Raw genomic sequence first — 15,672 nt, forward strand, 5'->3', positions numbered from 1 at the left:
CAAATTAAGTTCCCTTCGATTTGCTTTGTGTTCATAACTTAATTGCAATTAATTAAGTCCTCATATATCTTTTAAAATTATTTTCTTTTTAATCATTATACAACGAAAATAATTAACCTTATATCTGTTAACTAGTATGTTCTTTATTACATTAAAGTAGCTAGAGATAACTCTCTAGCTACTTTACTACCTCATATTATCTACGTAAAATACTTTTTCTTTTTACATATTCTTCTTCATTGATTTCTCCTATAGCAAACTTTTCATCTAATAATTTTATAGCATAGTTATTATTAGTAAAGTGACTTCTAAATAGTTTCACTCCAAAGTATATCACCGCTATTATTATTAGAAATCTAAACATCATGGGTATTATCATCCATGATGACCATCCTGATCCTATTCCACATCCAAACATATTTATACCTCCTACAATATAAAACTTCTTTATTTTTCAAATTAGGATTCTCTTCGGATAATAGCTTAGCATTTCTATTTCTGTGATAATCCATTAAAATTACCCATCATTCCTGAGCTATAATTACTATTACTATTAAAGTTTCCCATCATACCTGGGCCAAAATTGCTATCCCCTTTAAAATTTTTCATCATTCCACGCCCAACACTTTGATTAGTTCCATCTTCACTAGTGTTAGTTCCACAAGCACCAGGGCCAAAGCCATTCTCTTTGTGGTATTCTTCCATTGCCTCTATATTTTCATTCCATTGTTTTGCTTCTTTCTCAGTAAGGGTCCCCTGTTCTACTTGCTCTTTAACTTGTTCTTTTTTCCACTCAGTCATAGATTTAAACCATTCTGGTGTTGTATTATTTTGTTCTGCTGCATAAGCAAATCCTGAAAAAGTAACTAATGCTGCAGCTACCAATGTTGATACAATAACCTTTTTATTCATATTTATTCCTCCTAGAAATTATCTTTATTTTTCCTTTGTCTATGTTTATATTATAAAACTAAATCATGGAGCAAATATGAATGTATTTATAAAATTATATCTTGACCCTATCTTCATAGCATCTACATATGTTTGTATTACAATATAAGTATAGTAAAGTTAATCAATACCCCATCCCAAAATTGATTAACATTTCACTAAGTTAATAATAATTTACATTGTGTTAAAGAGTAGTCAGATGATTAATTTGACTGCTTTTTAGCGTTTTTTGTAGATCCTCATTGAAAACAAATAAGTGAATATATGACCTCTTGAATTATTATAAAATATTGATTAACTAATATTGTTTTAAAGTAAAAGTACACTAAGTAAAGGGACTTAGTAATCTTAATTACCAAGTCCCTTTACTAAGGTTATTAAACTTCTTGTATTTCTGTTACTTCATATCCTGCATCATCAATAACAAATCTAATATCTTCATCTTTTATGTCATCTTTTGTTTCTATGACAGCGTATTTTGCTGCTAAATTCACTTCAACATTTGATACTCCATTCAACTCACTTAATGCTTCTTTAACGTGATTTACACAGTGATTACAGCTCATGCCTTCTATTAATATTCTTTTTTTCATTTTGTACTCCTCCTAATATTTATATTTGCATTAATCTTGGTAATACTATATAGCTTTTATCTTACTGGCCTAAATCTCTTTAATCTAAGTGCGTTTAGTAGTACTGATACCGAGCTAAAACTCATAGCTGCCGCAGCAATGATAGGATTTAAAAGTGGTCCTCCAAGTAGGTATACAATTCCCATGGCAACTGGTATACCTAAAGTATTGTATCCAAAGGCCCAGAATAGGTTCTCTTTTATATTTCTTATAGTGTTTTTACTTAGTTGAATTGCAGTTGGAACATCCATTAAATCACTCTTCATTAAAACTATGTCTGCTGATTCCATAGCAACATCTGTTCCAGAACCTATAGCTATTCCTATATCCGCTTGTGCAAGAGCTGGTGCATCGTTTATACCGTCACCAACCATGGCAACTTTTTTGCCTTCAGCTTGAAGTTTTTTCACTTCATTTGCTTTATCTTGTGGTAAAACTTCTGATAATACCCTGTCAATTCCTACTTGCTTAGCAATTGCTTCTGCAGTTCTCTTATTATCACCTGTAATCATGGCAACTTCGATACCCATTTTGTGAAGTTTTTCGATTGCCTTCTTACTATTTTCCTTAACAGTATCTGCAACAGCAATAATTCCTGCCATGGCTCCATCTATAGCCACATACATTGGTGTTTTTCCTTCACTTGCTAACTTATTAGATGTATCCTCTAAGTTTTCTAGAGATATCTTACTTTCCATCATAAGTTTTCTATTTCCAAGTAAAATGTCTTTACCATCAATCTTAACTTCAATTCCGTGACCTGGTATAGCCTTAAAGAAATCTAACTTTTTAAACTCCAGCGATTTTTCTTCAGCATCTTTTACTATTGCTTCGCCCAGTGGATGCTCAGATCCTTTTTCAGCAGAAGCTGCCAGTTGTAAAAGATACTCTTTAGTTATTCCACCATTAACTACTATATCTGTAACCTTTGGCTTACCTTCTGTGATAGTTCCTGTTTTATCAAATACTATGGTTTGAATTTTATGTGCTGTTTCTAGCGCTGCACCACTCTTTATAAGCACTCCATACTCTGCACCTTTTCCTGTACCCACCATTATTGCAGTTGGGGTTGCAAGTCCTAAAGCACATGGACACGCAATTACAAGTACTGATATAAATATTGTAAGGGCAAATATTCCTGTCTCTCCACCGATGAAATACCAAGCTAGGCTGGATAAAATAGCTAGTGAAATTACTACGGGAACAAAATAACCTGAAATTATGTCCGCCATTTTTGCAATTGGGGCTTTAGATCCCTGTGCGTCTTCTACTAATTTTATAATTTGGGCAAGTGCTGTATCTTTTCCAACTCTTGTAGCTTTGTAGTGTATGGTACCGTTCTTGTTAATACTAGCACCTATTATTTTATCTCCAATATTCTTTTCTACTGGCATACTTTCACCAGTTAGCATAGATTCATCCACAGAAGTAGTTCCTTGTACTACTTCTCCATCTACAGGCATTTTTTCTCCTGGCTTAACTACTATAATATCTCCAACTTCAACTTCTTCTATCGGCATTTCAATTTCTTTACCATCTCTAATGATAATAGCTGTTTTAGGGGCTAGGCCCATAAGTTTCTTAATAGCTTCTGAGGTTTTCCCTTTAGTTACTGACTCTAAATACTTTCCAAGAAGAATAAGGGTTATAATAACTCCTGCTGCCTCGAAATATAAATCATAAGCATAATCTACATTTCCATCAAAAATTTGAACTATAGCAAATATACCATAAAGGAAGGCTGCGGAAGTTCCTATTGCTATCAAGGAATCCATATTGGGACTTCTTCTAAACAGAGATTTAAATCCTACAGTAAAGAACCTATTTCCAGCTACCATAACTGGTAAAACTAACACAAGCTGTATCATCGCAAAATTTCTTGGATTCATCATAGGATCAATAATCTCAGGAAGTACAAACCCAATTCCTTCACCAAACATGTGTCCCATGGTTATAATAAGAAGCGGCACTGTGAAAATCGCAGATATTACAAACTTCTTCCAAAGGAGTTTTATCTCTTTTTCTTTTCTCTCTTTGTCCGCATCCACTGTAGCTTCGTCCTCTATAGCTTTATAACCTGCCTTTTCCACAGCTTTTTTAATATCAGACACTCTTATTTTTGAAGGTTCATATACTATGCTTAACTTTTCAGTTGCCACATTTACATCTGAACTAATAACTCCATCTAGTTTTCTAGTTACTTTTTCAATAGTTTTTGCACAGGCTGCACAGGTCATGCCTTGTATTTTTAAAGTCTTATTACTTGCTTCAATTAAAGCCTTATATCCAGCTTTTTCTATAGCTCCTTGTATGTCCTGCACTGTAACCACACTTTCATCAAAATCAACACTAAGTTTTTCTGTAGCAAAGTTTACATTTGCTTCATTAATCCCTAACAGCTTCTTAGTTGCTCTCTCAATGTTTTTAGCACATGCTGCGCAGGTCATTCCTTCTATTTTTAATGACTTAATTGCCATTTACTTTCCCTCCCATGTTACTATTTTATTTATCTGTTATCTTAGACAAAATTTCTATTATTTCATCTATCTTCTCTTCACCATTATCTTGCTTTACTGCATTTTTTACGCAATGGTGTATATGTTGCTTTAAAATTAGCATATTAGCTTTCTTAAGAAGAGCTTGAGCGGCAATAATTTGATTTGATACGTCCATACAATATCTCTCTTCTTCTAGCATTTTTATGATACCTTCAATTTGACCTTTAGAAATTTTTAATGCTAACATGGCTTTGTTTCTTTCCTCGTTCATCCTTCATCTCCTTTCATACATATTAACCATAAAGATTAATTATTATATGTTGGTCTATTTTGCGAATACTTAGTTTTAATTAATTTGGAATCTCCATGTTCCAGATTCCCTAACTATATAAAATAGACCTAGTCCATATCATCATTGCTTTATTGTAATTTCCATTAATGGACTAATATGAAAAAATTACTTACTAAGCTTTCTATACTTATATAGTACACCACCCCCTAGGGGGGTGTCAATACATAAAGAAATATTTTATTTCTTTATGTCGTATACCTGAATGATTTGGTCTGGGTTTTCTCCCATTCCCATATCGTCCTTACCGGCAGCTTTAAACATCCACCCTGTACCCTCAAGCTTATTTACATCAAGTCCTGCTTTTACAAGGGGTTCCGCCTTAAGTACAAAAATCATGTCTGCATCATTTAATCCAAGTTCTTCAGTCCATTGAACTTCATTTCCTTCACCAAGTTTTAATCTATAATGTTGTAAATCTTTATGATACTTTACAATGTCAGAGTCGGCTTTGAATAATCTTCTCATGGCATCCTCTGAACCATTAGAATCTTGTTTTTTATCACTTACATTATAAGGTTTAATTAATCGATTAGGTAAGTCTTCTCCTTCTGCTCTACCTGCAGGTTCAAACAACCATTCATTTTTATCTAATTTGTTTACATCAAGACCTGCTTTAATCAGTGGGTCTGCTAACATTACCATTGCGTAGTCTGCCTTGTTTGCTGAAGTATCTTTACTCCATTCAAACTTTTCTCCAGTTGGAAGCTTAAATCCCCAATGCTGAAGGGCATTATGAAAACCTTTTTTATCAGGATAAGCTTTTACTATTTCGTTAAAAGCTACAAGCGCATTATCTGCATCCTTACTTCCAGCAGAAGTTCTGCTACACCCTGCTACAGATAAAGCTATAACTGATGACATAACTAAAGTTAATATTTTTGTTTTTCTGTTCATTTAATTCATCTCCTCTTTAACTAAGTATAAGTTGTATCTATATCATATTTAATTCATGTGAAGACCGTATGAAGATACTATCCTGAAACTTCTTGCAATTTGATTTTTTTCTACATCTTTTCCAACAAAGATTTTATATGCCTTAAAGGACCTATAAACTAATCAACTACTGAAATGCTATTTGTTTTTACACATTAGTAATCTGCTTAAGAATATTGATTAAGCTGATTTTCTTAGATTATTTGCATACTGACTAGCCTTCGAATTGTCTCTCTTAATCACTTTATATACTTCTTCATATTCCTTAAAATCCTTAGTTGAATTTTCAATTACACTTTGTGTATAAGCTTCTCTGTATTTTTTATTAAATAAATATTTGATAATGTTTATCATATTGCCACTCTCCTTTTTAAAGTTTAATAATCACTATGGAATAATATTAACTCTTGTATATAAAGATAATATAAAGGTAGTATAAAGATGTTATGAAGATACTGTTTTTCTTATGTTGATAATATGTTAGTTATAAAAAAAATTGGCCAGTATACTTAATGTATGCTGGCCAGATTTATTCTCTCTATATTATAAAATTTTTATAAAACTTTATCTTTAACCTTACCTGAAATTTTCTTACTTCTCATTACAGTGATTATTCATGATTTTGTGTTTCATGTCCATCATGTAGTGATGCATACCTTTCTCATGTTCTTCTTGCAGTTTTCTCATAAATTTTCCATTTACATTACATGGTTGTCAATGGAAAGTAGTTTATTTATTTCAACTTGAATGAAAATCTAAACAATTATTAAGTTCAATAGTATCATTGCTTATTTATAAATAATTAAAATTAACTCCTTGTAAACTTCTTAAAGAATACTTTAAATGTAGATCCTTTTCCTTCCTTACTATCTACACTAATACTTGCAGAATGAAGCTGAAGTATGTTCTTAACAATGGTTAAACCTATGCCACTACCTTCAATTTCATGTCTACTCTTATCTCCTCTATAGAGCCTTTCAAATATAAAATCTAAATCTTCTTTTTTTATTCCAATACCATCATCTTCAATTTCTACTATGATATTTTTAGCATCGGTAAGCAGTCGAATAGATATATTTCCATGTGCTTTATTAAACTTTATTGCATTAGATAATAAGTTTATAAATACCTGCTTTAACTTATCTCTATCTCCAGTTATATTATATTTTTCATTAGGCTTTATATTATAATTAAGTTTAATCTGATTAGCTTCTGCAATGGTATAAAACTCCTTATATACATCATTTAACAGCGTATCAAGAGGTATCTGTTCAAAATTTAATTTAATACTCTCCTCCTCAAAATCCTTTAAAGTATTTAGATTATCTAGTAATTTCCCAAATCTCATTACTTCTTCATTAAGGTAGTTAAGTCTTTCTGCGGTCACTGGAAAAACTCCGTCAATCATTGCTTCTAGATTATTTTGTAATACATTTAATGGTGTTCTTATCTCGTGTGAAATATCTGAAACCAACCTCTTTCGCAGTAAATCTTGGTTCTTTAATTTTTCTCCTAGGATATTAATGCTTCGTCTTAAGTCTTCTAGTTCTTCAATATTGCTTTCTGTGACAGATTTAGTGTCAAACTTTCCTTTAGATAGTTCCACTGACATATTTACTACTTCTTTAATTGGTATAGAAAACTGCTTTGAAAAATATAGACTTATAATAATTACTATGAACAAAGTTATAATACCACTGACTACAATACTTGTGTTAATTGAGGTCTTAAATTCTGCGTCTTCCTTTGATAAAAGCACTGAAGAATATTGTCCAATATCTATATACCCTACTACATTTCCTTCTGATTTTATCTCGAAAACTTTTGAAGTGTAAATTCCCATATCCTTTACATACATTGAATTTAAGTGGGACAAATCACTAATATCACTTGGGTCCATTCCCCAAATTACTTTTTTATCTGCATCTAAAAGAGTCAAGCAATAGTTATTCATATCCGCTTCATGAATTAATTCTATACCTGCATCAGATGCCCATTGATTATTTTTTTTATATATTTCCTCTAAATAACTTACTATTCTTTCTTCTCTTTTTTTCTGAGTTTCTATCATGTACTGATTAAACTTGTTACTTATAGTCATATTAACAAATAAAGCAACTAAAATTATTGCTGAAATAGATGCTATAACAAACAAAATGCCCAGTCTTTTTCTTATGGTCTGCATTTAGCTCTCACCACCAAATTTATATCCAACTTTTATTACTGTTATTACATACTTAGGGTTTCTTGTGTCCTCTTCAATTTTCTTTCTAATATTCTTTATATGAACATCTACAGTTCTATCATACCCATCAAAGTCAATTCCAAAAATTTTATCTATAAGCTGCTCTCTTGATAAAACTTTTCCCTTATTAATTATAAGAGTATAAAGAATATCAAATTCATTAGGTGTAAAGGACACCTCTTCTCCATTTATTTTTATTAATCTTTTATCATAGTCAACAGTTAGTCTTCCATCATCAAATAGAAGCTCTTCTTTATCTTCCTTTTTTTCTGTATCTAATCTTCTAAATAAAGCATTGACCCTTGCAGTAAGTTCTCTTGGACTGAAGGGTTTAACTAGATACTCATCTGCTCCAATATTTAACCCTTCTACTCTATCATTTAAAGCACCTTTAGCTGTAAGCATAAAAATGTGAACATTAGATTTTTCTCTAATGATTTTGCACACTTCCTCACCACTAATATCTGGCAACATTAAATCCAGAATAATTAGTTTAAAATCTAATCTTTCAAAAAGTTCTAAGCCTTCTAGTCCCCTGATTGCAGTGCTTACTTTATGTCCTTCCTTCTCTAAATAAGCTCTTAAAACTTCTGAAACACTAACTTCATCTTCAATTATTAATATATTACTCATACTACTTCACCTCTAAATTAGTTTTTTCTGAGAATTTAAATTCTTTTACTAATCTATTATTTTTTAACATATCAAAATTTTAGCATTTCTTTTTAAAGATTGTATGAAGATTTTATGATAGGAAATAGGTTTTAAGCTTAAATCTGGACATAAACCAACCCTAGTTTCCATAAGTCTTATTGCGAATAAATAAATATAATCTAATCATAAAAGCCTATATTACAACAGGAAATAAGAAATTAATAGAAATAACTTTAATGTATCCATTTTTATAATAATAGGTCTCTATTATTTCATATTATCTTCATATGTATTCTTTATATTAATTAATGAAATAAAAATTTATAAATAAGGAGTTTTAAAATGCAGTTACTAAATATTCTACATAAAATGAAAACCAGAAATAATAAAAAATACAAACTAATACAATCATTATTTGCCCTATTCTTAAGTCTATTTATTATCTCTTTAGCGGTAAAATTAACCTTACTTTTTAAACCATTATACTATTTTGATATTGACTATTTAAACATTGAAAAGCTATCAGGCTTTACCAAGGAGGAAATAATAAAAAACTATAATTATGTAATTAACTACTTACTAATTCCAAAGATACAGCAATTCAACCTTCCATCAATACCCTATTCAGAGGTCGGTGAAATTCATTTCAAAGAAGTAAAGAATATATTTATTTCTTTTGATATTCTTCTTATTATATCTTTAATTATAAGTACCTTTGGTCTATGGACAAGTGTAAAACTAAAAGATTTTAATATTTTAAGAAAAACCTCCATAACCTTATTAGTGTTGCCATTAGGTCTAATGACTGCCTTTTTAATTAACTTTGATGTAAGCTTTGTGATATTTCATAAAATATTTTTTCCTAATGGAAACTGGCAATTTGATCCTGACTTTGACCCCATAATTAATATACTACCTCAAGAATTTTTCTTTCATGCAGCAGTACTAATCTTAATTTTAATAGCTCTAAGTAGTTTAATCTTGACTTTAGTTTATAAAAAAGTATCCTCAAAGAAATATTCAGTTAAGTAACTTAGAATAGATTGCGTTGCCATCTTACCGTCTGCAGGTTTTGATTGCTCTGGTTTTACTTAATATGTTATAGAAATTTTGATGTAAAACTAGGACGTACTACAAAGGATTAATAAAGAATCTGAGAATGCAATTAAAAATAAAAATCACTCTTGGTGTGAATTAGATTAATTAGCTAACTCAACTCCAAGAGTGACTTTATAAAATGAAAGGATGATGGTAATTAAATAAATAAACGGGAGCATCCATAGATTTGTGTAAATCAAATCTGTGGATGTTCTTTTTATGCATGTGTGATTGGTAAAGATGGAAATAATATCTATAATATATTTTTGAGAGGAGAAATAAAAATGAATCCATTAGTATTACCAGATATTGATCTTAACAAGGAATTGAGTAAGTGCAAAAGTATGGAGGACTTAGTTGGCAAGAATGGATTAATGCAGAAATTATTTGGTGGAATAATTCAGCAGTTTCTTGAAGCAGAAATGGAAGATCATTTGGGTAGAGAAAGATATGAGAGGCAAAATTCTATAGATAAAAATTACAGAAATGGCTATAGTTCTAAGAATATAAAGAGTAGTTTTGGTGAAGTTGAGGTAAATGTTCCAAGAGATAGAAAGGCAGAATTTGAACCTAAAATAGTTAAAAAGTATGAAACTGTGTGTAATGAACTTGATAAGAAGGTCATCGGGCTTTACGCCAGAGGCATGTCAGTGGATGATATTAAATCAGAAATTGATGAACTGTACGGGGTAGATATCTCACCATCTATGATATCCAAAATTACTGATAAAGTACTTGATACAGCTACCGCTTGGCAGAACAGGGCGTTAGACCCAATCTACCCAATAGTCTATATGGATGCCATTCACTTTAAGGTTAGAGAAGAGCATAGAATCGTTAGCAAAGCTGCTTATATTTGCATGGCATTAGATATGAAGGGCTACAAGGATATATTAGGTATTTGGATTGGTGAACAGGAAGGTGCGAAGTTTTGGTTATCTGTATGCAATGATCTTAAAAACAGAGGTGTTAAAGATATCCTTTTAGCATGTATGGATGGCTTAAAAGGACTTCCTGAAGCTATTAAAGCAGTTTTTCCTGAAGTTAATATACAAAGTTGTGTAATACATCAAATAAGAAACTCAATAAAATATATAGCTTCAAAGGATATTAAGACTTTTATGAAGGACTTAAAAGCAGTATATCAAGCTATAAATGAAACAGTAGCAAGTCAGGCATTACAGAGTTTAGAATCTAAATGGGGAGATAAGTACCCAATAGTTATACAATCTTGGAATAATAATTGGGAAAACTTATCCACCTACTTTGACTTTCCCCAAGAAATAAGAAGAATAATTTATACCACTAACGCTCTAGAAGGCTTTAATAGACAACTAAGGAAGTTTACCAAGATAAGAACAGTATTTCCTACAGATGATTCCCTTAGAAAAGCCTTATATCTAGCCACTGAGCAGATAATGATTAAATGGACCTCCCCACGTCAGAATTGGGGTAGTACTTTGGCTCAATTAAGCATAATGTTTGAGGAAAGAATTAATCAACACATATAAAAGTAAAGCTTGTACTGTTGGTATATTAATGCATAATAATAAAATTATTACAAATAATAAAGATAAAGACTTATAAAAACCCATTATTATTATTTCCATAAAATAAAAAAATTACTACAGGAAAATAATCCCATAGTAATTTCCAATTAAAAATAAACTTCAATATTATATTTTACACAAATCTATATACGTTCTCAAATAAACTATTTTAAAAAATATTATGCTTTATTTATTTCCTTACTCTCCCCTTCTTTTCCACTACAACAACTTCCACCTTTCATGCTCTTAAACATCATAGGAATCATAAATAGCATCATTATTGGACAAATAAATGGAGAGATAGTTAATAACAAGGCTTTAAATCCTCCTCCAATATTCAGTAATGGTATTGCCCCTATGATTAAAAATGGTAATCCACAGCAAAGCACCATCATAAGCATATGCTTTATTGGACTATGCTTCTTGTTTGTTTCATTGTTATCTCCGTGACATTTCATTATATACACCTCTTTTTGCTTTTATTAGTTTAATAAAGTTCATTTTAATGAACTAACTTAATCACTTTGCCAGTTAAAATTGACTCATTGACTATATATTTAATATCATCTTTAGATATGGACTTATCTCTATACACAACTTTTATACTTTGTGAATTCAAATCTACATTAAATTCCTCCAACCCTTTAAGCCCACTGAGACTTTTTACTACATTCATTAAGCATTTGTGACAAAGCATATTATTTTGCTTAAACTTTGTAACATAACTTTTCATCTTCTTTCCTCCTTTTCTTAATTGTATATCATCCATATGAAGATAAAATGAAGATAGCTTCTATTCAGAGTTAATCTATTAAGTGAAAAATATCCCTTCTCTAAGAACAAGTAAATATTTTACCTCTTTATATTATCTACATAACTTTTGTATATAATTACCTTATGTGGAAATCATAGAATATTTTTTTACAAAGGAGGAATTTAAATTGCTCTATTTTATTAATTACAATCTAGTTGAGAAAATAGATTTACTTAAGTAAACTTGAATTTTGGCTAAAAACTGTGCAGATGCCACAGAATATATAGTTTCTATAAATAAAAGTTTACAAGTTACTGATAACTAGTTGTTAATAAAATTTTATGTTAGAACTTTCTATGGGAGGAATTAAAGTGAAATTAAGTATAAGAATAAAATTATCTTTTGCATTTGGAACCATTCTACTCTTTATGCTCTTATTATCAGCTGTTGGTTTATATGAAATGAAGCAAATAAATTATAATGTAGAAAATATCTATACACAAACAAATGCAATTAATTATATAAAAGATGCTCAATATAACATTGCCAATGTACAAAGGGCAGAAAAAAATGTGCTCTTGTCTACTACTTTAGAGGAAAAACAAGAGCATATTATGCATTTAGATGAATACTATACAGATGGAATTTTCAATAATCTTCAAGAATATAAAAAAATGCATCATGCAACTGATAAAGATAAAATTGATTCAATAATAAAAAATATTGAGCAAGTTCAAAGTCAACAATCTAAAATTATCCAGTTGAGCATGAATAATAAAAGCTCTGAGGCTCTACTTCTCTCTGCGGAAAATTCTAAACTTTTTAAAAGTATTGAAGATGAAATCACCATTATAACTAAAAACAATGTAGAGCAATCGAAGATAGAATATAACAATAGTATGTCTATATATTCCAAGATAGTAAGATTAGTACTTTTATCTTCTTTCTCAGCATTTATTGTAAGTATTGTTCTTACAATAGTAATTTCATCATCTATTATAACCCCGCTACGTAAAAGCATAAGTTTTGCAAAAAATTTATCTCAAGGGGATTTGACTGATAATTTAACTATAAAGTCTAAGGATGAGTTAGGAATATTAACAGAAGCACTAAATAACACTGGAGAAAAACTTGAAAATATTGTAACCAAAATTAAGGCCACCTCCTTAGAGGTCAATACTGGTAGTGACCAATTGGCGGCTGCAATGGAAAATACAAATAAAGTAACTAATGAAATTGGAGAAAAAACTGTAAATGTAACCCATAATATACAAGGTATAGTTACAGCAGTGGAACAAACTAATAATAATATTAAATTAATTTCTACAAGTTCAGATAAAGTTTCTTTTCTCTCTAAAGAAGCAAAAAACAACTCCTTAACTTTTAAAGAGCATGCATACAAAGGCAAGGATTCTGTTGATATTACAGTTTCTACAATGAGTGACATTGAAGAGGCAACAAAAAAAGTTAAAACTAGTATAAATGATTTAGAAACTCTATCTAGTAGTATTGGTAATATCACTTCAATGATAACTGATATTGCTGAACAAACAAACATGTTAGCATTAAATGCAACTATTGAAGCAGCTAGAGCTGGAGAACATGGTAGAGGCTTTTCAGTGGTTGCTGACCAAATAAGAAAACTGGCAGAAGAAAGCGCCTCTGCTACCAAAAGCATAGAAAAGATGATTTTAGATGTTAAAATAAAAACAAAAATTTCAGTTGAAAATATTTTAATAACAGAAAAAAGAGTAAAACAAGGTTCTTTAGTAGCAAATGATACTGAGAATATAATTAATTTAATAATAGATAATATGAATATTTTAGTTAAACAAATTGAAGAAATATCATATCAAGCATCTAATCAAGCTACATCAACAAGTAGTATTTCCTATAGTATGAATAACATAGTAGAAAATACTCAATTACTTTATGATGCTTCTCGTGATATAAATTCTATAATTGAAGAGCAAATAGCAGTTACTCAAGAGGTTACTTCCACCACAGAAAATTTATCTAAACTGACAGAAAGCTTAAATTCCATGGTAAAATATTTTAAAGTTAATCTTTAAACTCTGTACTTTTAATAATTTCAATTAAAAATACAATACTTTCATAGTTTTTATCCTAAAATATAGTGGTGATATTGTTTTCCAGTTAATAGATAACTTTCTAGTAAGTTGTTTACTAGTCCCCAGCATATATAGGCAAATAAAACAAAATTTAAGCCATAGGAAAATGAAAAGCTATTTATATCTTCTACTGATATAAAGGTACTTGAGACTGTAATAAAAAATATAGCAATCTAAAGTGGTTTGCTACTTAACTTGATTATTATCTGTACCTTTCTTATAACTCATGTTAATATCTATTATTCAGTCATATAGGTGCTCTGCTACTCATAAAATACTTATGTATTAATTCTTAGGAGTATATATGAATAACATTTTTATCTCAACACTTACTATGGGGACATTAGGTTTTATCATTTCACTTACTGGGCTACTTACTGGAATGTTACTTTCTTCTTTTGTAAAAAGACGTGGCAAAAGATTTAAAGGTACATTACTTGGGTTTGTTGGTGGACTAATGCTTGCAATTGTGTGCTTTGATTTATTGCCAGAGTCCTTTGAAGTTGGAAGTGTATATATTGGTATAATAGGTATTACCTTTGGACTTATCATTTCTGTATTACTTGATAGCGAATTAGAACATAATCATGAACATACCTCTTCACGAATAAATCATAGGTACTTTAAGGCTGCTATGTTAATGGCTATTGGAATAGGAATTCATAATATTCCTGGTGGTATAGCCTTTGGTTCTCTATTTTGCAGTAATTCTACAAAAGGTTTTCACCTTGCTTTAGCATTGGTGATTCATGGAATTCCTGAAGGTTTAACATTAGGCATACTTCTTAGAGAGTATAAATCTAATACCGCTATGCTTCTAGCCTTTTCAATGATTACTTCTTTGCCTATGGGATTAGGGTCAGTACTAGGTACACTATTAGGTACTCTCTCACCGCTGGTTATTTGTTTTAGTCTTGCAATTGCTGGTGGCATGATACTTTATATTATTTATCGAGAGACTTTACCAAGCTCAATGGAAATTTGGAAAGGTAAGCTCTCAACTGTAGGAAATGTTTTGGGAATGATTGCTGGAATTTTAATGATTTCTTTTCTTGGAAAATAACCTATAAAAAAACTCAAAGAGGTTGTCTCAACGATCAGTTTTGAGACAACCTCTTTATGGATAAAGTTATGAAAATTTCTTATTCAAAATTAAGTGTAAGTTTTTCTTCTGTGTTTATTTATACTTAGAAAAATTTATAGCATATATTAGATTCAATTGGGATTATAGCACATATTTAATCAGCTTTTTCAAGTATCATAATCTTATACATGCCTCCAAATATGCTGTTCCTTTCCTCAAGAACTTTTAAATTTATGCCACTTGATATTTGTGAAAACTTTCTATTTATATCGGTTCCAAGGGATGTAGTTAATTTATTCAACAAGGCTTTTACTACACTTTTCTTTTGTTCCTCACCAGCAAACTTATCAAATATTGCAATTTTTCCATTTGGTTTTAATACTCTGTAAGCTTCTTTTAAACATTTATTCCCATCTGGAACTACAGACAAAATAAGATTTAAAATAACATAATCAAATTCCTTATCCTGAAAGCTTAAATTCATGGCATCCATATTTAATATATTGGCCTTCTCCAGATTAAGAGTATCAGCCTTTTTCCTTGCAACTTCTAGCATTTCCTCAGTTATATCTACTCCAGTAACTTGCACTCCCTTTGGTAAAAACTTAAAATCCTCACCTGTTCCTACGCCAATAAATAAAACCTTATCTTCTGGATTTAATGTTAAAAGATCAATTTCTAATTTTCTTTGATTATTAAATATACTGCTGCCAAAAAACTTATCATATATTTTAGACCATTTTTTATATATTTTTTTGTTTCTTAAATTGTCCATAGATACACCCCCAT

Annotated in this window: 16 protein-coding genes; 4 read left to right on the plus strand and 12 right to left on the minus strand. The window is 30.3% G+C overall.

The window, feature by feature from the left end; genetic code table 11:
- Positions 1 to 196: 196 nt before the first annotated feature.
- The 9 genes from J2Z44_RS13225 to J2Z44_RS13265 form a co-directional block, all read right to left on the minus strand.
- On the minus strand, positions 197 to 418 hold the full coding sequence (locus J2Z44_RS13225; RefSeq protein ID WP_021285358.1) for an SHOCT domain-containing protein: 222 nt from the start codon (positions 416 to 418) through the stop codon (positions 197 to 199).
- Positions 419 to 492: 74 nt separating this feature from the next.
- Entirely contained in the window at positions 493 to 912 is a 420-nt protein-coding gene (locus J2Z44_RS13230; RefSeq protein WP_021285357.1) for a DUF2680 domain-containing protein, read from the minus strand.
- 416 nt (positions 913 to 1,328) lie between these two features.
- A complete protein-coding gene (locus J2Z44_RS13235; RefSeq protein WP_021285356.1) occupies positions 1,329 to 1,544 on the minus strand; it encodes a heavy-metal-associated domain-containing protein in 216 nt (71 codons plus the stop codon).
- Between the two features lie 56 nt (positions 1,545 to 1,600).
- Positions 1,601 to 4,060 carry a heavy metal translocating P-type ATPase gene (locus J2Z44_RS13240; protein WP_021285355.1) on the minus strand — a complete coding sequence of 820 codons (2,460 nt, stop codon included), beginning with the start codon at positions 4,058 to 4,060 and terminating at the stop codon, positions 1,601 to 1,603.
- A 25-nt stretch (positions 4,061 to 4,085) separates the two neighbouring features.
- The gene (locus tag J2Z44_RS13245) at positions 4,086 to 4,352 is read right to left on the minus strand and encodes a metal-sensing transcriptional repressor (RefSeq protein WP_021285354.1); all 267 of its coding nucleotides are present in this window, start codon (positions 4,350 to 4,352) and stop codon (positions 4,086 to 4,088) included.
- 258 nt (positions 4,353 to 4,610) lie between these two features.
- Positions 4,611 to 5,327, minus strand: coding sequence for a hypothetical protein (locus J2Z44_RS13250; RefSeq protein WP_021285353.1), 717 nt, complete (start codon positions 5,325 to 5,327; stop codon positions 4,611 to 4,613).
- A 219-nt stretch (positions 5,328 to 5,546) separates the two neighbouring features.
- Positions 5,547 to 5,720, minus strand: coding sequence for a hypothetical protein (locus J2Z44_RS13255; RefSeq protein ID WP_021285352.1), 174 nt, complete (start codon positions 5,718 to 5,720; stop codon positions 5,547 to 5,549).
- A 454-nt stretch (positions 5,721 to 6,174) separates the two neighbouring features.
- Positions 6,175 to 7,551, minus strand: a complete 1,377-nt coding sequence (locus tag J2Z44_RS13260) for a sensor histidine kinase (protein ID WP_209649655.1) — start codon at positions 7,549 to 7,551, stop codon at positions 6,175 to 6,177.
- Positions 7,552 to 8,244 carry a response regulator transcription factor gene (locus J2Z44_RS13265; protein ID WP_021285348.1) on the minus strand — a complete coding sequence of 231 codons (693 nt, stop codon included), beginning with the start codon at positions 8,242 to 8,244 and terminating at the stop codon, positions 7,552 to 7,554. It abuts the gene before it with no gap.
- Positions 8,245 to 8,607: 363 nt separating this feature from the next.
- Between J2Z44_RS13265 and J2Z44_RS13270 the strand changes: the two genes are divergently transcribed.
- A complete protein-coding gene (locus tag J2Z44_RS13270; RefSeq protein ID WP_021285347.1) occupies positions 8,608 to 9,297 on the plus strand; it encodes a TIGR01906 family membrane protein in 690 nt (229 codons plus the stop codon).
- Between the two features lie 350 nt (positions 9,298 to 9,647).
- Entirely contained in the window at positions 9,648 to 10,874 is a 1,227-nt protein-coding gene (locus tag J2Z44_RS13275; RefSeq protein WP_021285346.1) for an IS256 family transposase, read from the plus strand.
- 218 nt (positions 10,875 to 11,092) lie between these two features.
- Here the strand turns inward: J2Z44_RS13275 and J2Z44_RS13280 are convergent, their stop codons facing one another.
- On the minus strand, positions 11,093 to 11,371 hold the full coding sequence (locus J2Z44_RS13280) for a hypothetical protein (protein ID WP_021285345.1): 279 nt from the start codon (positions 11,369 to 11,371) through the stop codon (positions 11,093 to 11,095).
- 44 nt (positions 11,372 to 11,415) lie between these two features.
- Positions 11,416 to 11,646, minus strand: coding sequence for a heavy-metal-associated domain-containing protein (locus tag J2Z44_RS13285; RefSeq protein ID WP_021285344.1), 231 nt, complete (start codon positions 11,644 to 11,646; stop codon positions 11,416 to 11,418).
- A 392-nt stretch (positions 11,647 to 12,038) separates the two neighbouring features.
- On the opposite strand from J2Z44_RS13285, the gene J2Z44_RS13290 reads away from it, so the two are divergent.
- The gene (locus J2Z44_RS13290; RefSeq protein ID WP_209649657.1) at positions 12,039 to 13,739 is read left to right on the plus strand and encodes a methyl-accepting chemotaxis protein; all 1,701 of its coding nucleotides are present in this window, start codon (positions 12,039 to 12,041) and stop codon (positions 13,737 to 13,739) included.
- 364 nt (positions 13,740 to 14,103) lie between these two features.
- On the plus strand, positions 14,104 to 14,862 hold the full coding sequence (locus J2Z44_RS13295) for a ZIP family metal transporter (protein WP_021285341.1): 759 nt from the start codon (positions 14,104 to 14,106) through the stop codon (positions 14,860 to 14,862).
- 175 nt (positions 14,863 to 15,037) lie between these two features.
- Here the strand turns inward: J2Z44_RS13295 and J2Z44_RS13300 are convergent, their stop codons facing one another.
- Positions 15,038 to 15,658: a class I SAM-dependent methyltransferase gene (locus J2Z44_RS13300; RefSeq protein WP_021285340.1), complete on the minus strand. Its 621-nt coding sequence runs from the start codon at positions 15,656 to 15,658 to the stop codon at positions 15,038 to 15,040.
- Positions 15,659 to 15,672: the final 14 nt, after the last annotated feature.

Source organism: Clostridium punense (assembly GCF_017874425.1).
GTDB lineage: Bacteria > Bacillota > Clostridia > Clostridiales > Clostridiaceae > Clostridium_J > Clostridium_J punense.

Excerpts from the sequence above, each read along its gene's own strand:
- J2Z44_RS13275 (WP_021285346.1), top strand. The coding sequence starts at position 9,648 with ATGAATCCATTAGTATTACCAGATATTGATCTTAACAAGGAATTGAGT.
- J2Z44_RS13295 (WP_021285341.1), top strand. The coding sequence starts at position 14,104 with ATGAATAACATTTTTATCTCAACACTTACTATGGGGACATTAGGTTTT.
- J2Z44_RS13285 (WP_021285344.1), bottom strand. The coding sequence starts at position 11,646 with ATGAAAAGTTATGTTACAAAGTTTAAGCAAAATAATATGCTTTGTCAC.
- J2Z44_RS13280 (WP_021285345.1), bottom strand. The coding sequence starts at position 11,371 with ATGAAATGTCACGGAGATAACAATGAAACAAACAAGAAGCATAGTCCA.
- J2Z44_RS13230 (WP_021285357.1), bottom strand. The coding sequence starts at position 912 with ATGAATAAAAAGGTTATTGTATCAACATTGGTAGCTGCAGCATTAGTT.
- J2Z44_RS13235 (WP_021285356.1), bottom strand. The coding sequence starts at position 1,544 with ATGAAAAAAAGAATATTAATAGAAGGCATGAGCTGTAATCACTGTGTA.
- J2Z44_RS13240 (WP_021285355.1), bottom strand. The coding sequence starts at position 4,060 with ATGGCAATTAAGTCATTAAAAATAGAAGGAATGACCTGCGCAGCATGT.
- J2Z44_RS13300 (WP_021285340.1), bottom strand. The coding sequence starts at position 15,658 with ATGGACAATTTAAGAAACAAAAAAATATATAAAAAATGGTCTAAAATA.
- J2Z44_RS13250 (WP_021285353.1), bottom strand. The coding sequence starts at position 5,327 with ATGAACAGAAAAACAAAAATATTAACTTTAGTTATGTCATCAGTTATA.
- J2Z44_RS13245 (WP_021285354.1), bottom strand. The coding sequence starts at position 4,352 with ATGAACGAGGAAAGAAACAAAGCCATGTTAGCATTAAAAATTTCTAAA.
- J2Z44_RS13255 (WP_021285352.1), bottom strand. The coding sequence starts at position 5,720 with ATGATAAACATTATCAAATATTTATTTAATAAAAAATACAGAGAAGCT.
- J2Z44_RS13225 (WP_021285358.1), bottom strand. The coding sequence starts at position 418 with ATGTTTGGATGTGGAATAGGATCAGGATGGTCATCATGGATGATAATA.
- J2Z44_RS13260 (WP_209649655.1), bottom strand. The coding sequence starts at position 7,551 with ATGCAGACCATAAGAAAAAGACTGGGCATTTTGTTTGTTATAGCATCT.
- J2Z44_RS13265 (WP_021285348.1), bottom strand. The coding sequence starts at position 8,244 with ATGAGTAATATATTAATAATTGAAGATGAAGTTAGTGTTTCAGAAGTT.
- J2Z44_RS13270 (WP_021285347.1), top strand. The coding sequence starts at position 8,608 with ATGCAGTTACTAAATATTCTACATAAAATGAAAACCAGAAATAATAAA.